This is a genomic window from Curvibacter sp. GW821-FHT09D12 (assembly GCF_059416245.1).
Genome location: NZ_JBWKOU010000012.1, coordinates 111,964 through 133,649, shown reverse-complemented (window position 1 = coordinate 133,649; position 21,686 = coordinate 111,964). Strand labels below are relative to the sequence as shown.

General features: G+C 60.6%; 20 protein-coding genes. 10 read left to right on the top strand and 10 right to left on the bottom strand.

The genetic code is table 11. From position 1 onward, the window contains the following. Window positions 1-2 precede the first annotated feature (2 nt). The 3 genes from AC07PT_RS19470 to AC07PT_RS19460 are packed head-to-tail and all read left to right on the top strand — an operon-like array spanning window position 3 to window position 5,289. Complete coding sequence (locus AC07PT_RS19470; RefSeq protein WP_494657774.1) at window positions 3-3,065, top strand: glycosyltransferase family 2 protein; 3,063 nt, start codon at window positions 3-5, stop codon at window positions 3,063-3,065. 37 nt (window positions 3,066-3,102) lie between these two features. After that, complete coding sequence (locus AC07PT_RS19465) at window positions 3,103-4,119, top strand: glycosyltransferase family 2 protein (protein ID WP_494657773.1); 1,017 nt, start codon at window positions 3,103-3,105, stop codon at window positions 4,117-4,119. 60 nt (window positions 4,120-4,179) lie between these two features. Continuing rightward, window positions 4,180-5,289, top strand: coding sequence for a DegT/DnrJ/EryC1/StrS family aminotransferase (locus tag AC07PT_RS19460; RefSeq protein WP_494657772.1), 1,110 nt, complete (start codon window positions 4,180-4,182; stop codon window positions 5,287-5,289). A gap of 26 nt (window positions 5,290-5,315) precedes the next feature. On the opposite strand, the gene AC07PT_RS19455 is transcribed toward AC07PT_RS19460, so the two are convergent. Genes AC07PT_RS19455 through AC07PT_RS19410 form a run of 10 tightly spaced genes read right to left on the bottom strand, consistent with a single transcriptional unit; the run spans window position 5,316 to window position 14,303 of the window. After that, window positions 5,316-6,284 (bottom strand): transketolase family protein, encoded by a 969-nt coding sequence (locus tag AC07PT_RS19455; RefSeq protein WP_494657771.1) that lies wholly within the window; start codon window positions 6,282-6,284, stop codon window positions 5,316-5,318. After that, window positions 6,277-7,101 (bottom strand): transketolase, encoded by an 825-nt coding sequence (locus AC07PT_RS19450; RefSeq protein ID WP_492349201.1) that lies wholly within the window; start codon window positions 7,099-7,101, stop codon window positions 6,277-6,279. Before AC07PT_RS19450 ends, AC07PT_RS19455 begins: the two co-directional genes overlap by 8 nt. Before the next feature lie 13 nt (window positions 7,102-7,114). Then, window positions 7,115-7,867, bottom strand: a complete 753-nt coding sequence (locus AC07PT_RS19445; protein ID WP_494657770.1) for an SDR family NAD(P)-dependent oxidoreductase — start codon at window positions 7,865-7,867, stop codon at window positions 7,115-7,117. Next, complete coding sequence (locus AC07PT_RS19440) at window positions 7,864-8,292, bottom strand: gluconate 2-dehydrogenase subunit 3 family protein (RefSeq protein ID WP_494657769.1); 429 nt, start codon at window positions 8,290-8,292, stop codon at window positions 7,864-7,866. Before AC07PT_RS19440 ends, AC07PT_RS19445 begins: the two co-directional genes overlap by 4 nt. Next, complete coding sequence (locus AC07PT_RS19435) at window positions 8,286-9,896, bottom strand: GMC family oxidoreductase (protein ID WP_494657768.1); 1,611 nt, start codon at window positions 9,894-9,896, stop codon at window positions 8,286-8,288. Before AC07PT_RS19435 ends, AC07PT_RS19440 begins: the two co-directional genes overlap by 7 nt. A 9-nt stretch (window positions 9,897-9,905) precedes the next feature. Continuing rightward, window positions 9,906-10,373 carry a 3-hydroxyacyl-ACP dehydratase FabZ gene (gene fabZ, locus AC07PT_RS19430; protein WP_492349205.1) on the bottom strand — a complete coding sequence of 156 codons (468 nt, stop codon included), beginning with the start codon at window positions 10,371-10,373 and terminating at the stop codon, window positions 9,906-9,908. Window positions 10,374-10,386: 13 nt separating this feature from the next. After that, on the bottom strand, window positions 10,387-11,601 hold the full coding sequence (locus tag AC07PT_RS19425) for an acyl-CoA reductase (protein WP_494657767.1): 1,215 nt from the start codon (window positions 11,599-11,601) through the stop codon (window positions 10,387-10,389). Then, complete coding sequence (locus AC07PT_RS19420) at window positions 11,582-12,643, bottom strand: LuxE/PaaK family acyltransferase (RefSeq protein WP_492349207.1); 1,062 nt, start codon at window positions 12,641-12,643, stop codon at window positions 11,582-11,584. The genes AC07PT_RS19425 and AC07PT_RS19420 overlap by 20 nt, the downstream gene beginning before the upstream one ends. Next, window positions 12,643-14,061: an AMP-binding protein gene (locus tag AC07PT_RS19415; protein WP_494657766.1), complete on the bottom strand. Its 1,419-nt coding sequence runs from the start codon at window positions 14,059-14,061 to the stop codon at window positions 12,643-12,645. The genes AC07PT_RS19420 and AC07PT_RS19415 overlap by 1 nt, the downstream gene beginning before the upstream one ends. Then, complete coding sequence (locus AC07PT_RS19410) at window positions 14,058-14,303, bottom strand: acyl carrier protein (RefSeq protein ID WP_492349209.1); 246 nt, start codon at window positions 14,301-14,303, stop codon at window positions 14,058-14,060. Before AC07PT_RS19410 ends, AC07PT_RS19415 begins: the two co-directional genes overlap by 4 nt. 700 nt (window positions 14,304-15,003) lie before the next feature. Here AC07PT_RS19410 and AC07PT_RS19405 point away from each other — a divergent pair. The 7 genes from AC07PT_RS19405 (at window position 15,004) to AC07PT_RS19375 (ending at window position 21,679) form a co-directional block, all read left to right on the top strand. Next, window positions 15,004-16,677, top strand: coding sequence for a B12-binding domain-containing radical SAM protein (locus AC07PT_RS19405; protein WP_494657765.1), 1,674 nt, complete (start codon window positions 15,004-15,006; stop codon window positions 16,675-16,677). Window positions 16,678-16,687: 10 nt separating this feature from the next. Further along, on the top strand, window positions 16,688-17,356 hold the full coding sequence (locus tag AC07PT_RS19400) for an acetyltransferase (RefSeq protein WP_494657764.1): 669 nt from the start codon (window positions 16,688-16,690) through the stop codon (window positions 17,354-17,356). Between the two features lie 152 nt (window positions 17,357-17,508). Further along, complete coding sequence (locus AC07PT_RS19395; protein WP_492349212.1) at window positions 17,509-18,588, top strand: FkbM family methyltransferase; 1,080 nt, start codon at window positions 17,509-17,511, stop codon at window positions 18,586-18,588. A 167-nt stretch (window positions 18,589-18,755) separates the two neighbouring features. Beyond that, a complete protein-coding gene (gene motA / locus AC07PT_RS19390) occupies window positions 18,756-19,616 on the top strand; it encodes a flagellar motor stator protein MotA (RefSeq protein ID WP_027476382.1) in 861 nt (286 codons plus the stop codon). A 25-nt stretch (window positions 19,617-19,641) separates the two neighbouring features. Next, the gene (motB, locus tag AC07PT_RS19385) at window positions 19,642-20,589 is read left to right on the top strand and encodes a flagellar motor protein MotB (protein ID WP_492349213.1); all 948 of its coding nucleotides are present in this window, start codon (window positions 19,642-19,644) and stop codon (window positions 20,587-20,589) included. Between the two features lie 60 nt (window positions 20,590-20,649). Then, window positions 20,650-21,036: a chemotaxis response regulator CheY gene (cheY, locus tag AC07PT_RS19380; protein WP_492349214.1), complete on the top strand. Its 387-nt coding sequence runs from the start codon at window positions 20,650-20,652 to the stop codon at window positions 21,034-21,036. A 7-nt stretch (window positions 21,037-21,043) separates the two neighbouring features. Next, complete coding sequence (locus AC07PT_RS19375) at window positions 21,044-21,679, top strand: protein phosphatase CheZ (RefSeq protein ID WP_492349215.1); 636 nt, start codon at window positions 21,044-21,046, stop codon at window positions 21,677-21,679. Window positions 21,680-21,686 lie beyond the last annotated feature (7 nt).

The window sequence follows — 21,686 nt, the reverse complement described above, 5'->3', positions numbered from 1 at the left end:
CCATGCCTCAACTGTACGAATCGCAGCGCCGCCCTTATTACATCGAGACGCCGCCCTACCGCCGCTCCTCGGCCGGGATCCGGGTGATGCACATGCTCTGCCATGTGCTCAACCGCCTGGGCGAAGAGGCCTATGTCTTCACCTCCGAGGTGAACCCTGAGCTGAACACCCCCACCGTCACGGAAGACGTGGTGCGACGCCACCTGCAGGCCGGGCGTGAACCCATCGTGGTCTACCCCGAAATCGTCAGCGGCAACCCGCGCCGGGCCAAGTCAGTGGTGCGTTACGTGCTCAATGTGCCAGGCCTGATCGGGGGCGACAAAACCTTTGCCGACACCGAACTGATTTACGCCTATGGCCAGAGCCTGCTGCCCGCCAACGCACCGCCGGGCAATGTGCTGTTCTTCCCCTCGGTGGACACCGGCCTGTTCAACAACCGCGACAACCCGCTGGACACACAACGCCAGGGCATCCTGGTCTACCCCGGTCGGCACCTGAACGCACTCAAGGAGCACCCCGAGCTGGCCCACGGCACGGTGATCACCTCGACCTGGCCCGCCAGCCGCGCCGAGCTGGCGGCCCTGATGCGGCGCAGCGAGACGCTGTATTGCTTCGAGTCCACCGCCATCGCCCTGGAGGCCGTGCTGTGCGGGTGCCCCGCGGTGGTGCTTCGTTCGCCCCTTTTTGACGGCCATGCCATCAGTTCGGCAGAGCTGGGCCGCGAGGGCCTGGCCTTCAGCGATGCGCCCGATGAGGTCGCCTATGCCCGCCGCACCGTGGGCCAGATGCAGGCCACGTACCAGCGGCTGGAGGAGCAGTTCTGGGTCAAGTTGCAGCAATTCATCCGCGACAGTCAGGCCCTGCCCTTGATCGAGCCCACGCCCCAGCCCGCGCTCTACCAGCCCAGTGCCGCCGACCTGGCCTTTGCCCAGTGGCGCCAGGGCCAATCGCTCAATGAGTTCACGGCCCAGGCCCTGGCCGAACGCATGATGGTGGACTGGCAGCACAAGCCCCGCTTTCACCTGCTGGTGAGCAGCCTGCCGGGCGAGCAGGAACAGATGCAGGCCTTGCTGAGCAGCCTGGACGCCCAGCTCTACCCCGAGTGGATTCTGACGGTCCTGAGCACCGCCGATGCGCCCAGCGCCATCGCCACCAACCCGCGGCTCCAATGGCTGTGCCTGCGCGAGGCCAGTTCCGCCCCCATCGTGCTGCAAGCCCTGGCCGAGGCCTCGCCGGCCGACTGGCTGGGCCTGTTGCCAGCGGGCGTGGTCCTGGCCGAGCCGCAATCACTGCAGGTGCTGGCCGACCAGATCAATGCACAGCCGGCCTGGCGCCTGGTCTATGGCGACGACGCGGTGCAGCAGGCAGGCCACTCACCCGACCCGCACTTCAAGCCCGACTTCAACCTGGACCTGCTGCGTTCCAGCGCCTACATCGGTCGTGCGGTGTTCGTCGAAAAGCAGGCCTTGCTGAGTTGTGGTGGCCTGGGCACACAGACCGGAGCCACGGCCTACGACGTGGCCTTGCGCCTGCACGACCAGGCCGGCGCCGCCGCCATCGGCCATTTGAGCGAACTGCTGTGGCTGCTGCCAAGCGCCAGCAGCCGGCACGGCGAGGTCGCAGCCGAGCGCGTCGCCCTGGGCGAGCATCTGGTCCGTCAAGGGCTGGCCGCCGAGGTCTGGCCCGGTTTGAGCCCACACACCCATCAGGTGCGTTATGCAGCCCCCATGGAAAGCGATGTCACCGCCTTGATCGCGGTGCGCCATGACCGCCAATACCTGCAGCCCTTGCTGGCCAGTTGGCAACAACTGCGCCCAGGCGACCGCACCCCGATCCTGCTGCTGGACCTGGGCTGCGAAGACCCCGACGAGAAGGCCTACCTGGACAGCCTGGCGCACGATGCGTTCTGGCAAGGGCGCCTGCAACGGCTGGACGCATGGGGTCTGACCCCCGCCCAGGCGCTGAACCTGGGCCTGCGCCACAGCAGCGCCGAACACCTGCTGTGCGTGGATGTGCGCAGCCACCTGATCCAGGCCGACTGGCTGGAGCGTCTGCTGGGCATCGCCCAGCGCCCCGAAGTGGGTGCCGTGGCCCCCCGCCTGGTCAACCCGGCCAACTCACTGCTCATCGAGAGCTACTGGGTGGGGGGGCTGCAGGGCTTGGCCGGCCCGGTCTTCAAAGACCTGGCGCTGGATGAGCCTGGCCAGCACGAGCGCGCCCTGTGCGAGCAGAGCGCTCTGGCCGTGAATGCTTCGGTGCTGCTGATCAAGCGCTCCGCACTGGTCGGCTCACCGTGGTTGAGCGAAGACCTGCCTGAGCGGGCTGCCTGGGCTGAACTGGGCCTGCGCCTGCGCGCGCAGCAGCGCTTGCTGGTCTGGACACCGCACGCGGTGGTACTGCAACACCCGCGCGCCGCTGCCGAGGGGCCCGCCCTGAACCAAGCCCCGCCCGTCTGGCCCGCCCTGCCCTTGCGGGCCTTGGCCGAAGACCCGAATTACAACCGTCACCTCAGCCTGAGCCAGCCCGGCCTGCCAGAGACCGCGCGACAAGCGCACTGGGTGGGTTCACACGCCCGCCGTCTGCGCTGGCTGCTGGTGGGCCCCGCTGCCAGCCCCTTGTCGACGTGGCAGCGCGTGCAGGAAAGCCTGCGTGCGGCCGACGATGCCCAACTCAGCCGCTTCGAGATCGGCGCCCAGCCCGGACCGCTTGCAGAGTGGCTGATGGACGTGCTGCGCGCCGCCCCTGACCGGATCCTGTTTCATGGCATCCACCTGCCGCTGGTCCAGGCCTTGCTGGCCACCCTCGCCGAGCACCAACCGACACGGCCCTGCCTGGTGTTGCTGGACGAGCCCGACAAGCTCAAGCAGCCCGACAACTTCCTGTGCCCCCCCCACCCGGCCCTGCTGCGCAGCCGCCTGCGCCCCCTGCTGGCCCCGGCCCACACCGTGCTGCTGAACCAGGTCAGCGACGCAAGCACGCTGGAGGGCGTGCACCCCCGTTTGCACCTGCTTCAAGCCAATCCCAACCGCTTTGGTCAATTACAAACTGACGGGTGGCTGAACTGAGTCCCACTGCACCCTGATTTCAAGAACGAGCTGCACCATGACACACGCCGTCGACATCCTCATCACTTCCTACTACCAGCCGGAATTCCTGGACGAATGCCTCGAATCGGTTGCCCGGCAAACCTGGCAGGACTTCAGGGTCCATGTGGTGGATGACAGCCCGGGCAACCCGGTACAAGCCGTGATCGACAAATGGCGAGGGCTGGGCCTTGCCATCGATTTCACCCAAAACGAGAAAAACATCGGCGCCGTGCGCAGCCTGCAAAAGATCTACGCCCAGACGCAAGCCGAGTACGTGGTCTGGCTGAACCACGACGACGTGATCAAACCTCGGTTTCTGGAGCGACTGGTGTTGAACGGCATGATGCAGCACCCCGAATGCGGCTTCGGCTATAGCCTGTATGACAGGTTCCAGAATGGTCAGATCTCACCCGACATGGGGGTTTATCGACCTGACTTGCCCACCGGGCCGCATCAGTTGATCAACTCGCTGTGCATCACCAACTGGATCATCACCTCGTTTGCCGTGATCCGGCGCTCCGCCTTTGACGAGGTGGGCGGCCTGTTGCGCCACATCGCCCGCAATGAACTTGTCGGAGAACCGGCCTACGGTTACGTGGATCTGTATATCTTTGCCCGACTCGCGGCTCGCTCGGCAGCCTATGTGCTGAACGAGTCGCAGGGCGTCTACCGGATTCACAACTCGAGCAGCACCGCACAGACCGTGGGTCTGTCCAGACGGGCCGAAGAGACCGTTCGCACCTACGACTTCATCTTTGACGAGCACACCTTTTTCACGAAACCTCAGCGCTACCTCAGCAAAGCCAACTGCACGGGGCGCCTGCTCAGCGACATGGGCGTCATTCAGGCCGTGCTGACCATGCTCCAGTCCAGTGAGCTGGGTCGGGAATTGCGCCCCATTGCCAAAGAGTTGCTGCAATGCACCTACGAGGCCCTGAGCACCTTGATCTTTGATCTGGCCGATCGGGGTCGCCCTCTTGTGACACCCCATGCGCATCTGGAAGAATTGCGAGGATTGATTCAAAAGTTATAGGCTGGTTACCAGCAGTACCAAAGCAGGCCAGAAGGCAGGCGACACCGACAAGGCTTGACGATGAGCAACAAGAAGATTTACGTCACCCGCCCCTTCCTGCCCCCCCTGGAGGAATTGATTCCCCATCTGCAGGAAATCTGGACCAGCGGCCAACTCACGAATGGTGGCCCGTATCATCAACAGCTTGAGGCCGAGCTGGCCCGCTACCTGGGTGTGCCCCATGTGGCGCTCTTTGCCAACGCCACCATTGGGCTGGTCACGGCACTTCAATCGCTGCGCATCACCGGGGAAGTGATCACCACCCCCTATTCCTTCGTGGCCACGGCCCATTCCCTGCTCTGGAACGGGATCAAGCCCGTGTTCGTGGACATCGACGAAAAAACACTGAACCTCGACCCGAGCAAAATCGAGGCCGCCATCACCCCCCAGACCACGGCCATCTTGCCCGTGCACTGCTACGGCCACCCCTGCGACGTGGAAAGCATCCAGAAGATTGCTGACGACTACAACCTCAAGGTCATTTACGACGCAGCCCATGCGTTTGGCGTGAAAACCGGAACGGGCAGCGTGCTCAACCACGGCGACCTGTCTGTCCTGAGTTTTCATGCCACCAAGGTCTTCAATACCTTTGAGGGCGGCGCCATCGTCTGCCCGGATGCCAAAACCAAAGAACGCATCAACCACCTGAAAAACTTTGGCTTTGCCAATGAAACCACCGTGGTGGCCACGGGCATCAACGGCAAGATGAGCGAGTTCAACGCCGCGCTGGGTCTCTTGCAGCTGAAGTATGTCGAGCAGGCCATCGATCGCCGGCGGGTCATTGATCAGCGATACCGTCAGTTGCTGAGCCCCTGCCAGGGCATCCAGTGTGTCGACGGGGTGGCCTTGGAGACGGCCAACTATGCCTACTTCCCCATCCTGGTTGGCAGTGAATTCCCGCTCAGCCGCGATGCGCTGTATGAGCGCCTGGCCGCCCATGGCATCCACGCCAGGCGTTACTTCTACCCCTTGATCAGCGACTTCCCGATGTACAAAGGTCTGGCCTCGGCACAACCCCATCTGCTGCCCGTGGCCCGGAGAATGGCCAGCCAGATCCTGTGCCTGCCGATCTACCCGGATCTCAGCGATGACGAGGTGGACACCATCGCCGGACTCATCACACAGGCCTGAACCTCAGGCCAGCTTCCCACACGCGCTCAGGCCAGGAAATCGCGCACCCGCGCCGCAATCGAGGCCGCGACCAGGCCATGCCTTTCCAACATGAAGCGATAGTCGGCGGCGGCCACGAACTCATCCGGAAGCCCCAGTGAAAGCTGCGGCGGGCTGTGCCGCAGAGGGGCTTTGTACTGCGCCACGGCGGCACCCAGGCCCCCGATGAGCGAATGCTCTTCAACCGTGACAAGGGCCCGCGAGCCTGCCAGGGCCTTGTCCAGCGCGTCGGTGTCCAGCGGCTTGAGGGTGTGCATATTGAGCACCGCGGCCGACACCCCCTCGGCCTCCAACAGTTTGGCGGCCTCCAGCGACTCGTAGACCATGGTGCCGTGGGCCACCAAGGTCACATCGCTCCCCTCCCGCAACCAGATGGCCTTGCCAATCGTGAATTCATAGTCTTCAGAGTAGACCACCGGGTTGTTCACCGCGCCCGTGAGCCGGATGTACATCGGCCCCTGGAAGCGGGCGGCGGCCTGCACCGTTTTCACGATCTCGGCGCAATCCGCAGGACACACCACCGTCAGGTTCGGAATGGCACGCATGACGGCCGCATCTTCAATGCCGTAATGGGAGTTGCCCAGAAAGGCCATGGCCAAACCACTGCCGATTGCGACCGCCTTCACATTGAGTGCCATGTAGCCCAGGTTCATGCGCACCTGCTCGGCGGCCCTCATCGAGATGAAGGGGGCAAACGAGGTCACAAAAACGTTGTAGCCCTCTTTGGCCAGCCCCCCGGCCACCCCGACCAGGTTCTGCTCGGCAATCCCGATGTTGAGAAACTGATCCGGAAAAGAAGCCTTGAACCGGTCCAGACCCGAGGAGTTTCCGAGATCGGCCGACATCACCATCAAATCAGGGTGATCTGCCCCCAAGGACAGGATGGCTTGACCAAACACGCCGCGGGAACCGAGGCGAGACCATTGCCGTGCATTGCTGGGCGTGATTTCAAGCATGTCCAACGTCTCCCAGTTCAGCCAATGCACGCTCGTAATTGGCCTTGGTCAAGCGGTTGTGGTGCCATTCATTGTTGTTTTCCATGAAGGAAACCCCTTTGCCTTTCACTGTGTGCGCAACCAGGACCTTGGGCAGCCCGGACGGAGAAGGTGCAGCAAACGCTGCCTGCAAGGCAGGCACATCATGGCCATCGACCTCCAGGGCATGCCAGCCAAAACTGCGGAACTTGGCCGCCAGGTCCTGCAGATCCAGGATGGCGCGGCTGTCACCATCGCTTTGCAGCTTGTTGTAGTCGACCATGGCCACCAACGAATCCAGACGCAATTGGGCGGCCGACATGACCGCTTCCCAGACCGAGCCTTCGTTGCATTCGCCGTCGCCCAGCATGACGTAGGTCTTGTAAGCCAAGCCCCTCTTGCGCCCCGCCAGAGCCAAGCCGACGCCCATGGACAGGCCCTGTCCCAGGCTGCCGTTGGAGGATTCGATGCCCAGGTCCAGGTTCATCACAGGGTGGGCAATGAGGTCGCTCTCATTGGTCTGAAACGACTGGAACTGCGTCTCGGTGATGAAACCAGCCGCCAGCAATGCGCTGAAGAACCCCAGCACCCCATGCCCCTTGCTCAGGATGAAACGGTCGCGCTCGGGCCATCTGGGACGGGCCGGGTCGACACGCAACACCGATCCATACAGGGTGGCCATGATGTCCACCATCGACAGCCCACCGCCCAGATGGGCGCTCAGGTTGCAACTGTGGCTGATGTCCAGGATCTTGCGCCGCATCAGGCGGGCCATCTGCTCGATGTGCTCGGTACTCATAAGGTTTCCAGGTTCAAACCAGGCCTCCGTCTGCACGGATGACCTGACCGGTCACGTACGAAGACAGATCGGAGGCCAAAAACAAGGCCACATTGGCAATTTCGTCGGGCGATGCAGCTCGCTTCAAGGCACTGGCCGCCAGCAGCCCTTCGCGGGCGTTGGGGTCCATCTGCTCGTACATGTCTGTTTTTGTGAGGCCTGGGGCGATGGCATTCACACGCACGCCCGCAGCGCCCAACTCGGTGGCCATGCTCTGGGTCGCCCGGGCCAGCGCGGCCTTGCTGCTGCCGTAGGCCAGGGTCCCCGCGTCAGCCACAAAGGCCGCCGTCGACGCCAGGTTGATGATGGAGCCGCCGCCCTGGCGCGTCATCCAGCGAGCCAGGCCCTGACTGAACTGCAGGGGACCGAACAGATTCACCTCGAAAGTGCGGCGCATGTCGGCCATTGAGGTCATCTGGAACAGCGCACCACTGGCGGTGCCGGCGTTGTTCACCAGCACATCGATTTTCCGTTTGTCAGCCAGGATGCGGCGGGAGGCCTCACGAATGGAGGTCTCATTGGACAGGTCAAGCTCCACCCATTCAATGAAGCCGGCATCAGCCTCCGGCAACGGATCGACCGTCAAGTCGGGTCGCGCATCCAATTTTCGGGCGCAGGCATAGACGCTGCATCCATGGGCGCGAAAACACGCCACGATGGCGCGGCCAATGCCGCGATTGGCCCCTGTCACGACGGCCACCTTTCCTGTCAGCAACTGGGTGTTCATTTCAAAGAGTGGTCCACAGAACGGTAGATGGGGCCTCGTACATAGACGGGTTCAAGCAAAGACCAATCGTCGGCCGGCATCGGATTGCCGGCCGGAAACGGTGGCACAGCGCCAGACGAAAGACCGCGCAACACCCGCTCGCTCGAATAATAGGCGCGCAGACAATGGGTGACCATGCCGGTGAACAGGCGCAGATCCTGCCGACGCAGTGCATCGACCAGTTTCAGTCGTTGTTCGGTGTCCAACGACTCAAAACCCTGCCCATGCCGCTGTTCAGCCAGATCGCGCAAGGCCTGCAGAAAATCGGCAACCTGCTGCTGGATGCCAAAGCGGGTCTGATAGGCCTCGAAGTCGATCGAGGACCCAGGCGGGGCTTGAAGCGACTCGTCGCCAGGCAGCAGGGTGTCAAGCACCAGATTCAACATGGCTTTTCACCCAACCCATTGAGGTGCTGTTTGATGTGGTCGCAGAGGTACAAGGTGAGTGCCTGAGAAGTGGCCACCGGATTCACCGCGGCAGCAGTGACGAAAATGCTGCTGTCCACGATGAACAGGTTCTTGACCGCATGGGCCTGCCCAAAGGGGTTGACCACCGAGGTGGCGGGATCCTTCCCCATGCGGGCCGTACCCATGATGTGCCAGCCGGCATGTCGCACGGGTGCAAAAGAAGCACTGATCCTGGCGCCTGCGGCTGTCAGCAGTTGCTTGCTGGCCTCCACGCCGTGCTTGAGCATGCTGCGGGTGTTGTCGCTGAGGGCGTAGTGCACCTTGACCCCCGGCATGCCGCTGCTGTCGCGGTGCTCGGGGTCCAGAACGATGCGGTTGTGCACCTCGGGCAGGTCTTCGGTGATCACCGCCAGCCCGGCCGTGTGGTTGTAGGTGCGCATGAATTCGCGGTGATGGTCCGGTCCCAGCGGGATGCGGCGCATGAAGTACCCATTGACGGCCGTCTCCACGGGCGGGGCACCGCGCAGGGCCTGCAAGGTGTAACCCCGCACAAAGCCACGCTGAGGATCGGTTTCATAAAACTGCTGACTCAGCAAACAGCAACCGTGCGGGCCGATGCTGGAGCGCAGATCCTGCTCGAACACCCCCTCGACATAGGCCAGCGGGTGCAGCATCAGATGCGTGCCCACCAGCCCTTGCTCGTTGAGCAGGCCATCCGGGAACGCTGTGGACACCGAATTCAGCAGCAAGCGGGGTGTGCCCAGACCGCTGGCTGCCACGACCACCACGCGGGCCCGGCAACGGTGCATCGCCCCCTTGTCATCCAGATAGAGGGCCCCATTGGCGGCGCCGGCGCCGTCCAGGGAAATCTCCACGACACGGCAACCAGTTCGGACCTCAACCCCTTGACGCAGGGCCTGTGGCCAGTAGGTGACATCCACACTGGATTTGGCGCCCTGGGCACAGCCGGTGTTGCAAGGTCCCAGATTGACACAAGAGGCCCGATTCAGATGCCGGTGGGTATTGATCGCGCTGTAGGCCGGCCACCAGTGCCAACCCAGTTGGTTGAAGCCCCGGGCCAGCGCCCTGCCCATCTCGCCCAGCGGCACCGGCGGAAGCAGGGACTCATAGTCGGGATAGGCCGGATCGCCCACCAGGCCGGCAACCCCCATCTGCTTTTCGTTCTCAGCAAAATACGGCTGCAGTTGCTCGTAGCTCAGCGGCCAATCGTCAGCGACGCCATCGAGGGATCGCACCTTGAAATCAGAGGGGTGAAAACGCGGAAAATGGCCGGAGTACAAGATCGTGCTTCCGCCGAAGCCATTGAAATTGGCCAGCGAAATGGGCGACTGCGAATCGTCGACAGGGTAGTCGCCTGGCCGCTGCCGCACGTTGGGATTGGGGCTGAAATCGCCTTGCCGGCTCAACTCCCAGCTCGCCGTGTGCGAAGGGTAGTCTTCAGGGGCCGACGCCAATCCCTGCTCCAGGCAGACGATGCGCAAGGCCGTCCCCTGACTCAGGCGCCACGCTGCCGCCGCTCCGCAGGCACCAGAGCCGATGATCAGGACGTCAGCCTCTTGCACCACGCCGCCTCAGGCCGGTCGACCCGGCAGGTATTGCTTCAGGATGTCCGGGATGGTGATCATCATCTCGGCTTCACAGGCCACCTCTTGATCAACATAGGCCACCCCCTTGCCCTTGCAGATGCCACGCTTCCAGGACAGGACCTCCGTGTGGATCTCAAATTTCTTGCCGGGCAGAACCTCTTTGCGATAGCGCACCGTGTGGGACAGGGCATGGGTCACCTTGCCCTGCAAGCCGGGCAAGGTGGTGATCGCCACCGTCAACATCTGGGCCAAGGCCTCCAGTTGCAGGGCCCCCGGCATGTTGGGCGCGCCCGGGAAATGCACCGGGAAATACCACTCGTTGAGGCTCAGATTCTTGTAGCCACGGGCGTATTGGCCTGGAACCACCTCGTCGACATGGTCGATCATCAGGAACGGATAACGATTGGGCTGATAGGCCTGCAACTGCACGCAATCAAGACTGAATTTTTCCACGCAAAACCTCATTTCATTGAATATCGACCCAGCGGGACAAGGATGACAACAGGTCGTAGCCATCCCATTGCATCCCCATGTCCAAGGCGCGCCCGACGGGAACCACCCGGTCGATCCCTCGCAGCCGATGGCGCACGAGGAACGACCTCAACAGGGCCACGTCCAGACCAAAGTAGGTGAGTGTCTGAAAGCGCGGATCCACCCACGGGGCCACCGCATCGATTGAATCCACTGCGAGCTCGTACACCATGCCGTGGTGTCCACGGCGCGTGGTGGGTGAGGAGTCCAGGCCGCTGAGTGCCAACCGATACAGGCCATTGCCGTGCCGATGGATGCGCTGCACGGCCTCATCGTTAACGCTTCGGGTGCATGCTTCGACAAACTTGTCCATCGCGGCAATCGGCGCCAGGGTGTAGCGCGCCAGCACCTCGACCTCGAAAGCCGCCCACAAACGTGCCTGGGCCGACTCGATCTCGGTGGCCGCCCCCACCCAGACCAGCAGATGCGGTGACGAGCAGGCATTTTGATCCATGAGGTACAGGTCATTGAACAAGCGGGTGCACAGCCCCTTCAGGTCGGCCTCGGGCAAGGCGTTCAAGGCTGAGGCCCCCAAAGCGCCGAATGAATATCGGTCGGCAAAGGCCACCTCGCGTGAGCGCGCCGGGGTGGCGAAGCCACGCATGTGGGCCACCGTGGCATCGCCGCCCCAGATCACACGACCATCTGCCTGAGACATCCACCAGGCGTTGACTTCATCGTCATGGGGATAGCGCAACAGCGCCACGGCCGAACGCATCGCCTCGTGCTCGGGGCGAGCCAGCGTGGCCGCCATCGCCGCCAACAAAATATCCTGCGTCAGCGTCGGGGAAGACGGAAGGCGCAACACGCAACTGTTGCCGCTGAGCAGGCCGAAGGCCAGCGAAAACGCCGCGTTCACCGGCACATTGGACGGGCAGATGTGAAAAACAAGGCCCAGGCCAACGCGCAAACGCTCATCCTGAGCGGCCAAGGCAAGGCGGGCCAGGTTGGCCTTGCGACACCAGAAGGCAAATGTGACCAGGTCCGGCAGATCCAGGTGGCGCACGTCCTGCATCAATTGGCTCGACAGATCGGCCAGAAACGCCATGCGCGCTGGATCGAACACGGGCACAGGCAGGTCACTCAGCCTGTCAGGCTCCCCGATCAGGAAGTCGATCCTGGCACGCAACTCAGCGGGTATAGGTGTCACTGCAGCCCCTGACTTCGGCCTGCTGAATGCGGCCATGTACCTTGAAATAGCGCCCCATGCGACCGCAGGGACAGTCGTCCTCCCCGCACCACTCGCCCAGGTCTTCGCTCAACAAGGCATGCCCGGGATAGCTGCGGGGGATCACCGACAGCAACTCAATCAACCCCGGTTGGCCCGGGCCGAGCGGCGAAAAATCATGAGGGTCTCGGATGATGACCTCGGAGAACGACGAAGCATGCAGGTGGCCCGCCTCGCATTCCATGAAGATCGAGCCGGTCTGCTCCACCATGCCATAGTAGTTGTGCACCCGGTTCAGCCCGGCCACCCGGGCCAGTCGGGCCTTGAAGACCGACGCATCGACGGCCTGGGAAAGCATTTGCTTCCACCCTCCGCCATGGATCAACACCCCACGCTCCAGGGGCAGACACTGCGCTGCCCCCTCCAATGCCAGCACCAGGTGCTGCCAGATCATGAAAGTGAAGCCGAACAACAGGATCGGACCCTCCGGGTACTTGTCGAGAAAGCGCGTCACCCGCGGCAGGTTCAGTTGCATGTCGTCGTCCAGCGCAAACTCGACCTCGCGACCAAACATCGAAAACCCCAAGATCCCCGCGGTTCGTGCCGAGAACTTGAGCCGGTCCGACACGGTGGAACGGCTGTCAATCACCAGCATGGGCAAACGCTGGGGACCGATGAAGTCTGCCATGATCTTGGCCAGCACCTTGATCTGCAAGGCCGCCGTCGATTTGTCCAGGAAGATCTGGGACACCCGCCCGCCCGTGCCCGACGACGTCATGGTCTTGACAACGTCACTCCTGGGCACGCTCAGAAGCTCCATGTCCTTGAACAGCCGAACCGGCAGAAAAGGCAGATCCTCCAACGCTGGAGCCGGCGCCATGGGGGACCACAACCGATCGAGCACTTTGGCATAAGGCTCACAGTGCGCACGGTGCCAATCAAGCAATTGCTGCAGTTGCTCGCCCAGGAACTCGCGCTTTTCCGCCGAGGCCAGGCCAAAGGGGGGGATCGACGACAGGTCCATCAAACAACCGCCATCAGGCGTGGATAGTCAATCTTCCCCGAGTCCAGGCGAGGCAACTCGGCAAGCGCCTGCAATGACAAGGTCGAACGATTCACATTCAGCAGCCCCGCCAACTCCTCACGCAGCGCCTGCAAGGCCGAGGCATCCTGGGTTTGAACCGAAATGCAGAGCCGATCATCCTCACCCCAGGCAGCCGCGGCCACGCCGCGCTGCTCCAGCAACTGCTCCACCGCGGCCAGCGACACACGCACGCCATGGATCTTCAGAAAGCGGTGCAGACGGCCTTCGATGTAGAAGCACCCGTCGGCATCGAAGCGGGCCAGATCGCCCGTTCGCAAAACGCCGTGGTGGCGATCACCGCATTGGAGATCGGCCCGGGACTCGGCGTAGCCCAGACTGACGTTGGGGCCCTGGTAAATCAACTCGCCCGTCTTGCCAGCCTCCAAAACCGCCAGTCCCTGCTCATCGATCAAACCCAGGTGACCACCGGGAATGGCCCGTCCGATGCTGCCGGGCTTGAGCCCGACCTGCGCCGGCGACAGGTAGGCCATGCGCGCCGTGGCCTCGGTCTGACCATACATCACATAGAAGTCGATCCCCTTGGCCAGACATTGCTGATGAACCTGCAACACACGCTCGGGCGCCAGGCGGCCACCGGCTACGGTCATGGAGCGCATGCAGCCCAAGTCGAGCCGTTCCAACCGCAGCTTGAGCAGCATTTCATACGTGAAGGGCACCCCTTGGAAGCGGGTGACCTGCTGCTGCTTCAGCAGGGGCCAGAACGCCCCGTCGAACAGGCCCAGACGCGTCAACACCACACTGGCCCCCACGCGGAGATGGCTGTTGATCACCGACAGCCCGTAGGAGTAATTGAACGGCAGCGTGGTGATCGCCCGGTCCTGCTCATCGAGCTGAAGGTACTGTGCAATCGCATCGGCGTTCGACAGCAGATTCCGGGTGGACAGGCGGACCAATTTAGGCGTCCCGGTGGACCCCGACGTGGCCAACAGCAGCGCCAGATCAGGGTGCAGCGGCTCCGGCGTCGGCACCATGGCCTGGCGACGCCGCAACAAACCATAAACGCCAAGCGACTGCACGGCCTCGAAGTCTGGCAACTCGGCCTGACGCGAGGCGGGTAACCAGACACACTCAGGCTGGTAGCGATCGAGCAGGCTGCGCAAGGCATGCGCCGGCAGGCCTGCCCCCAGCAGCAAGGGGACGGCACCGGCGTCCAAGGCAGCCAGATAAGCCACCATGGAGCTCAGGTCGTTGTCCAGCAACAAAAAGACCAACTCACGGGCTTGCCAGTGCAACTTGAACGATTGCACGGCCTCCTGCAACTCCGAATAACTCAGCACCGCCCCCCCGTCCAGCACCAGCGCTGGCCGCTGCGGAAAGCGGGGGCAAAGCAGGTTCATGCCGAGATGTCGACGCCGTATTTCTTCAACTTGTCGATGCCCACGGTGTAAGAGCCAAACTCAATGATGTCTTCCGTGTCCATCATGATGTTGAATTCCTCTTCCAGGGCTGCGATCAAACCCATGTGCCCAACCGAATCCCAGGCCGGAATGCAGTTGTAGACAAATTTCTCATCCAGCACACTGGGCTGGACGGAGAAACACTTCTCGAACACTTGGTCGTACCGTTCTTTGTTGGACATGGTCCACCTCATTTCATTTGAAAACCACGCGATCGATGCGCATGCGCCCGGGCTCACCCCGGCTTGATCGCTTGGATGCTAGCAGAGCGGCCCAGCCCGTAAGAGACGTAATGACACCGATTTGCCTCGCAATTTGAACCCAGAAGGCGTGCTTCAAAATCGGGGCGCAGGGAGCTTGAAAGAGAACCCGTCACCGGCGTGGAAGTCACCCCATGCAGTGACGCAGGGCACGCCAGCCCAAAGGCCAAGTCAGCCACGCAGCCCGGTCAAGACTTCTGGCCACAGGGGCATTCCGCCTGGAATGCCTGTACCGGCGCTTCCGCGCGTAGCATCTTGCCCACTGACAGGGCCTTTTCTGCGAACAGCCTGCCGTTCCCCCCCTAATTTGCCCCTTTTAAGATCAAATCCATCATCGATACTGGCTTGGCCGAATGAGCCCGATTGGATACGCTGACATGCCTGACCTGACACATCCCTCTGGCCAGGCCCCTGATGGTGGGGCAGCCGTTCACGACCGGAAGAGGCGTGCGGCCCGAATTGCACTGAGGTGGCGGATCAGAGGCCCCCGATCCAGCGACTCTGACAGCACGGGCCCGACAGCCCCCAGGGCGTTGGAATCTGAAGGCAGGCCTCGTTTTCTCAGCCGTTGAAACAATAACCAACCCACTCCCGAACAACCACACCGCCACGGAGACCCGTCATGCTTCAACAAATTTCCCCGCAGATCATCTTCCACAACCCTTCGACGCAGCACATCAAACAGCACGTCAAGCACAAGGTGACTGCCAGCGGAATATGCTTTACGGATCTGCGCGAACAGATTGAAGATCTGGACACCTTGCCGTTGATCGATCGGTCCCTGATTGACTACAAAAAGTACCATCAATACATCGGGCAAAGTGGCATTCGAAATTGCATGACGATTCAAGGGGGGCGTGGTTGCCCCTACCGTTGCTTTTATTGCGACGTTCAGAAACTGACCCCCAATTTGTACCGTCGAACTTCCGAAAACATCTATGCGGAAGTAGAGCATCTGGCATCGCTTGGCGTGCGCGACATTGAATTTGTCGACGACATCTTCAACATCAACAAGAAGGAATTCATCAATTTCTTCAAGATGGTGAAAGACAACCGCTTGAACATGAACTTCTACTTCCAAAGTGGATTGCGCGGCGATGCACTGGATGCGTCTGCGGCCGACGCCATGGTGGAAGGCGGCGTCAAGAGCGTGAACATCTCCCTGGAAAGTGCGTCGCCGCGTCTCCAGAAGATGATGAAGAAGTTCCTGAACATCGACAAGTTCCTCAAGAATCTTCAATACATCGCCACGCAGTACCCGCATGTTGTTCTGGGTTTGAACGCCATGCACGGATTTCCGACCGAAACCGAGGAAGAAGCACGCTCCACCGTCGACTTCATCAAGGACATCAAGTGGCTGCACTTCATCGGCTTCCACAATGTCAGAATCTTCCCCGGCTCTTTGCTGGAAAAAGTTGCGCTTGAAAATGGCGTGACCCCGGAACAGATCAATGAATCATTGACCATCCCCTACCACCTGATGCCGACCACGATGCATTTCGACCCGGCATTCTCGATGAAATTGCGCTTGGATCTGGTGAGAAACTATGTTCTCAACAAGGATCGCCTGAAATACATCATTCAGAAGCAATTGTCGACATTCAACGAAGACGAACTGATCTTCAAGTACCAGTCGTATTTTCCAAGCCAGATCAATACGATGGACGACATCCTGCGACTGGCCAAAATCGATCGTTCTGAAATTGATTTTTCAGTTCAACCCAGCCCGAATCCCTCTCGGATTGATTACGAGACGATGCAAGGCAAGCCCGTCGAGAAAAAGCCCGACGCACTGAATGTTCTGTTCATCGATGCCACGCAGTTTTATTCAAAAGACGACAATGCCGAACTGAAGATCGTGGAAGCACCTTTGGGCATGCTGGCGCTCTTGTCATACATCAACAAGGATTTTGGCGACAAAGTCAACGGCAAAATCATCAAATCCTATGTCGACTTTGACAGCGATGAAGGCCTGAAGACCATTCTTGCCGACTTCAAGCCCGACCTCATTTGCGTCCGGACCATGTCGTACTACAAGAATTTCTTCGTTTCCGTGGTCAAGGCAGTCCGCGAATTCGACTCTGCAGTTCCCATCATCGCTGGCGGCCCGCACCCCACCATCGCGGCGGAAGACGTCTTGCTGAACAACAACATCCAGGCCGTTTGCATTGGCGAAGGCGAACTGACCTTGGCTGAACTGATCAAGCGGATGCTGGAACGCGACAAGCACTTTCCACCTGCAAGCGAACTCAAGGACGTCAAAGGCATTGCATTTCCCTGGAAGCAAACCCATTAAAATCATCAACATGCATTTGATGATTTATGGCTCAGGCAGTACCGGGCGCGAGATTGCCGACATCGCGCAACTGATCAACAGGGCAGAGAACAGATGGGACACCATTCATTTTCTGGATGACCTTCGCCAAGACCAGGCACATTATGGCCTGGGCATTCTAAAAATGGCGGATCTGGATACTTGGCCTGCGCCCTTTGAATGCATCATTGCCATTGGCGAACCACAATTTCGCATGGAGATGCATCAACGGTTGAAGCAAAAAAAATTCTCGCTCGCAACCCTCGTCGATCCCAGCGCCCGCATTTCACCCACCGCCCAAATTGGACCCGGGTGCCTTGTTGGCCCTGGTTGCTTTGTCTCCAGCAACACCGTTCTCGAAGAAAATGTAATGCTGGAAATCAACACCATCGTGGGCCACGATATTGTGATCGGCATGCATTCGGTGGTGTCGAGTTGCTCAGTTCTGGGCGGAGGCACAAGGATTGGAGAACAGTCGTTCATCGGGCTGAACAGCGCCGTCAAAGAGAGAACGTCGATTGGCAGCCGAGTGGTCATCGGAATGCAGTCGGCCGTGTTCCATGATGTACCGGATGATGTGATCGCCATGGGCAATCCCTGCAGGGTTCTGCGGAAAAATGAGTCTGGCCGCGTTTTCAAACCCTCGCCCGCGGTTGCGTGAAGTCGTCAAGCCCTGACCGTCGATCTGAGCAAGGGCGGTAAAGACAGGGATTCGCCCCACTGTTGCGAACATCAAGGGGCGTGCGCTCCCGATACATTAGTGCCAAGCCTCGGCGTTTTCCGATGGCAATGGCCACTACAGGAGTCGCCCCCATGTTCAACGCTCTTCCGACCACCAGCCAGGATTTCTACGTTTCCATTCTCTCAGCCTCCATTCAGGCTTTGAAAATGAACACCTATTTCGATAATTTCGACAAGCAACGCTATAACTCCGATGGCGTTGATCGATCTGGTGTTTTTGAAGTGGGTCAGCGAACCTTTTATTTTGATTGGTTCTACCGACACCACAATGATTTGTACCAAGCCTATTCAGCCTTGGGCAATGATGATTCCAAACTCTTGTATCTGTTCTTGATCGGTTACCGCCTGGCGGGTCACCACAGCGTGAAAATACCGGTGGATTTCCTGTTCAAGCCCCAGGAATATGCAGCCTTTCAAGCACTTGAACAAGGAACGGAAAGCCAACTCGCCTTGACCGGCATGTTTGGCAAACTGAAGCATTTCGACTTTCAGTTTGAGGGGCACCAATACAAGATTGACTGCCTGGGGCTCGAGTATTACTTGTTCAGGCGCCAGTATTTTTACGAGAAAAACGGCGTTGTGATTGCCCCCCAAACCGGGGACTACGTCATCGACGGTGGCGCCTGCACGGGCGACACAGCCCTGGTGTTCTCGAATGCGGTGGGCCCCACCGGCCGGGTTTTCGCCTTCGACCCGGTCGCCGAACATCTGGAGCTGATGGCGCACAATCGCCAGCAATTCCCGCTCGCCAACGTTGAATTGATGCCTTACGGCTTGTCCAACATCGATGTCGATTGCGCACCCATTGTGGTGAACAAGTACTCGCCGGGCTTTCGCATCGATCAGCAAAAAGTGCCCCTGCGAACCATCGACAGCCTGGTGAGGTCGGGGGATATCGCTCGCGTCGATTACATCAAGATGGACATCGAGGGCTCAGAAATGGATGCCTTGCGTGGCGCCCACGAAAGCATCATGCGCTTTCAGCCCAAGCTCGGGATTTCGCTCTATCACAAGCCCAACGATCTGTTCGAGATCGTTCTCTACCTCCAGCAGAGCTACCCCTTCTATCAACTCTACGTGGACCACTACACCATCCACCAAGAGGAAACGGTTCTGTATTGCGTGGCCCCGCAACGCGTGTCGCAGGCCTGAAATGCCTGGCTGAAAGGGAGAAAGGCCCCGTTTCGGCCTCTGTTGCCACCCTGATGGCCACAGCAATCCGATACATTTAGAGTTGTCAATGGCCCCATCCGCTGTGTTCGGTGGATGGGCAAAACCCGATCAACCGGCCCTGTCTAGCCGCAAACACCTGACCCCGCATGTTCGTCATCATCGGCTACGTCGTCTGTCTAGGCTGCATCTTCGGCGTCTACATTGCCCACGGCGGCAATATCGGCGTGATCTTGCATGCCCTGCCCTTCGAGATGATCACCATCTTTGGAGGCGCTCTGGGCGCCTTTGTGGTGAACAACCAACCCAAGGTGCTCAAGGCCACCATGAAGGCGCTGCCCGATGCCCTCAAGGGCTCGAAATACACCAAGGCGCGCTACATGGAGTTGCTGACCATGCTCTATGAAATTCTTCAGAAGGCGCGCAAAGAGGGCTTGATGGCGATTGAAAAAGATGTCGAGTCGCCTCACGACTCGCCCATTTTCAGCAAATTCCCCGTGGTGGGCCATGACCACCATGTGATCGAATTCACCACCGACTACCTGCGGATGATGGTGTCGGGCAACCTCAATGCCCACGAGATCGAAGCGCTGATGGACTCCGAAATCGACACCCACCATGCCGAAGCCCACGCCCCGGTGGCGGCACTGGCCCGCCTGGCGGGCGCCCTGCCGGCCTTCGGGATTGTGGCGGCCGTGCTGGGGGTGGTGAACACCATGGGTTCGGTGGGCCAGCCGCCCGCGGTGCTCGGGGGCATGATCGGCTCGGCGCTGGTGGGGACCTTCCTGGGCATCTTGCTGGCCTACGGCGTGATGGAGCCCCTGGGTGGCCTGCTGGAGCAGAAGATGGAAGATGCCGCCAAGGAACTGCAGTGCATCAAGACCACCTTGCTGGCCAGCATGCAAGGCTACAACCCGACCACCGCGATCGAGTTCGGGCGCAAGGTGCTGTTCTCGACCGACCGACCCAGCTTCTCTGAACTGGAATCGCACGTGCGCGGCAAGAAATAAATAGCAGGCAGACAAGCGCACCACCATGGCAGACGCCAAAAAGCTACAGCCCATCATCATCAAGCGGGTCAAGAAAGGCGGCCACGCTGCGCACGGGGGCGCCTGGAAGATCGCCTATGCCGACTTTGTGACGGCCATGATGGCGTTCTTCCTGCTGATGTGGCTGCTGGGCTCCACGGCCAAGGGCGAGCTGCAGGGCATTGCCTCGTACTTCGCCTCGCCCATGAAGGTGGCCATGGCGGGCGGCTCAGGGGCCGGCAACAGTTCCAGCATCATCCCGGGCGGGGGCACCGATCTGAGCAAGTCAGTGGGACAGGTGATGAAGGCCGACCAGGCCGCCGACGCCAAGTCGGCCGCCAAAAACCACCCGGAGGCCGTGCGCGCCGAACTGGCCAAACAAGATGCCAAGCGCATGGCCAACCTCAAGAACAAGATTGAGGCCTTGATCACGGACAGCACCAAACTCAACGAGTACAAGTCACAGATCAAGCTGGAGATCACACCCGACGGTCTGCAGATCCAGATCGTCGATGATCAAAACCGCCCCATGTTCGACAGCGGCAGCGCACTGGTCAAACCCTATATGCGCGACATCCTGCGCGAGATCGGCAATGCCCTCAACGGGGTGGAGAACCGCATCAGCCTGGCCGGCCACACGGACGCCGCGCCCTATGGCAATGGCGAACGGGGCTACAGCAACTGGGAACTCTCAGCCGATCGGGCCAACGCATCGCGCCGCGAATTGGTGGCGGCAGGCATGCCTGACGACAAACTGGCCCGGGTGGTGGGCCTGGCAGCGGTCGATCTGATGGACAGGAACAACCCCCGCGCCCCAGTCAACCGGCGCATCAGCATCACGGTGATGACCCGGGAGGCTGAAGAACGACTGCTGAGTTCAATAAAAATGCCTGCCAGCACAACAGAAACCGAGAACGGGAAAGAAACTGAGGTTTTGAGCGGAAAAAAACCTTAACATCCCGGTAGCGCTCCTAAAGACTTTTTACACAGAATTTCAAGATCGAAAGGGTCACCTGTGGCAAACACCCTTCGCTTTCTCATCGTCGACGACTTCTCGACGATGCGAAGAATCGTGCGGAACCTGCTCAAAGAAAGCGGGTACACCGAAGCTGACGAGGCCGAAGACGGCGTCGCGGCATTGAATAAATTGCGCAACAGTCGCTTCGACTTTGTGGTCACGGACATCAACATGCCGAACATGAACGGTTTCCAGTTGTTGACCGAAATCAAGTCGGACGAAAAACTCAAGCACCTGCCGGTGCTGATGGTGACGGCGGAAGCCCGCAAGGAAGACATCGTGGCAGCCGCCCAAGGCGGGGCGGCCGGATACATCGTGAAGCCTTTCACGAAAGCCACTCTCGAAGAGAAGGTGGCCAACATCCTCAAGAAAATGGGCCTGTGAGATCACCATGGATACCAGCGACTCCACCCAGTCTGCGAGCCATGGCGACGCCACCGACGTCCATCAAAAAATCGGTCACCTGACCCGGCAGCTGCACAACGCACTCAATGAGCTGGGTTACACCGAGCGCCTGCGGGGCACCATGGGTGAGCTGCCGGATGCCAAAAGCCGCCTGTCCTACATCGCCAGGCTCACCGGGGAAGCCGCCGAGAAGGTGCTCAATCGCGTGGAACTGGCCAAGAGCGAACAGGACGAGCTCGCCAGCGACACCCAGGCCGTGAAAGCCGCCCTGATCAAGGACCCGGTTCGCGCCGTGGCCAGCGGGCGCCTGCTCAACTACCTGGCGGATGTGGAAAAGCGCACCCGTGAAGCCGACAGCCACCTGACCGAAATCATGATGGCGCAAGACTTTCACGATCTGACCGGTCAGGTGATTGCCCGCGTGGTCAGCTTGGCCGCCACCATCGAAGAACAGCTGGTTCAGCTGGTGATTCAGACCGCCCCCAACCCGGTGGCCCTGCAAACACCGGCCGTGGCGCCACGCGAACACCTGGCAGGGCCGGTGGTGGACCCCGAACACACACCCGACATCGTCACCGATCAATCGCAGGTGGACGATCTGCTGGCCAGCCTGGGCTTCTGAGCCCTTC

What these genes read in the sequence shown, in the direction of transcription:
- AC07PT_RS19415 (WP_494657766.1), bottom strand. Translation starts at nt 14,061, where the DNA reads ATGAACCTGCTTTGCCCCCGCTTTCCGCAGCGGCCAGCGCTGGTGCTG.
- AC07PT_RS19420 (WP_492349207.1), bottom strand. Translation starts at nt 12,643, where the DNA reads ATGGACCTGTCGTCGATCCCCCCCTTTGGCCTGGCCTCGGCGGAAAAG.
- motA (WP_027476382.1), top strand. Translation starts at nt 18,756, where the DNA reads ATGTTCGTCATCATCGGCTACGTCGTCTGTCTAGGCTGCATCTTCGGC.
- AC07PT_RS19450 (WP_492349201.1), bottom strand. Translation starts at nt 7,101, where the DNA reads ATGAGTACCGAGCACATCGAGCAGATGGCCCGCCTGATGCGGCGCAAG.
- AC07PT_RS19465 (WP_494657773.1), top strand. Translation starts at nt 3,103, where the DNA reads ATGACACACGCCGTCGACATCCTCATCACTTCCTACTACCAGCCGGAA.
- AC07PT_RS19445 (WP_494657770.1), bottom strand. Translation starts at nt 7,867, where the DNA reads ATGAACACCCAGTTGCTGACAGGAAAGGTGGCCGTCGTGACAGGGGCC.
- motB (WP_492349213.1), top strand. Translation starts at nt 19,642, where the DNA reads ATGGCAGACGCCAAAAAGCTACAGCCCATCATCATCAAGCGGGTCAAG.
- AC07PT_RS19440 (WP_494657769.1), bottom strand. Translation starts at nt 8,292, where the DNA reads ATGTTGAATCTGGTGCTTGACACCCTGCTGCCTGGCGACGAGTCGCTT.
- AC07PT_RS19395 (WP_492349212.1), top strand. Translation starts at nt 17,509, where the DNA reads ATGTTCAACGCTCTTCCGACCACCAGCCAGGATTTCTACGTTTCCATT.
- AC07PT_RS19460 (WP_494657772.1), top strand. Translation starts at nt 4,180, where the DNA reads ATGAGCAACAAGAAGATTTACGTCACCCGCCCCTTCCTGCCCCCCCTG.
- AC07PT_RS19400 (WP_494657764.1), top strand. Translation starts at nt 16,688, where the DNA reads ATGCATTTGATGATTTATGGCTCAGGCAGTACCGGGCGCGAGATTGCC.
- AC07PT_RS19405 (WP_494657765.1), top strand. Translation starts at nt 15,004, where the DNA reads ATGCTTCAACAAATTTCCCCGCAGATCATCTTCCACAACCCTTCGACG.
- AC07PT_RS19410 (WP_492349209.1), bottom strand. Translation starts at nt 14,303, where the DNA reads ATGTCCAACAAAGAACGGTACGACCAAGTGTTCGAGAAGTGTTTCTCC.
- AC07PT_RS19375 (WP_492349215.1), top strand. Translation starts at nt 21,044, where the DNA reads ATGGATACCAGCGACTCCACCCAGTCTGCGAGCCATGGCGACGCCACC.
- AC07PT_RS19455 (WP_494657771.1), bottom strand. Translation starts at nt 6,284, where the DNA reads ATGCTTGAAATCACGCCCAGCAATGCACGGCAATGGTCTCGCCTCGGT.
- AC07PT_RS19470 (WP_494657774.1), top strand. Translation starts at nt 3, where the DNA reads ATGCCTCAACTGTACGAATCGCAGCGCCGCCCTTATTACATCGAGACG.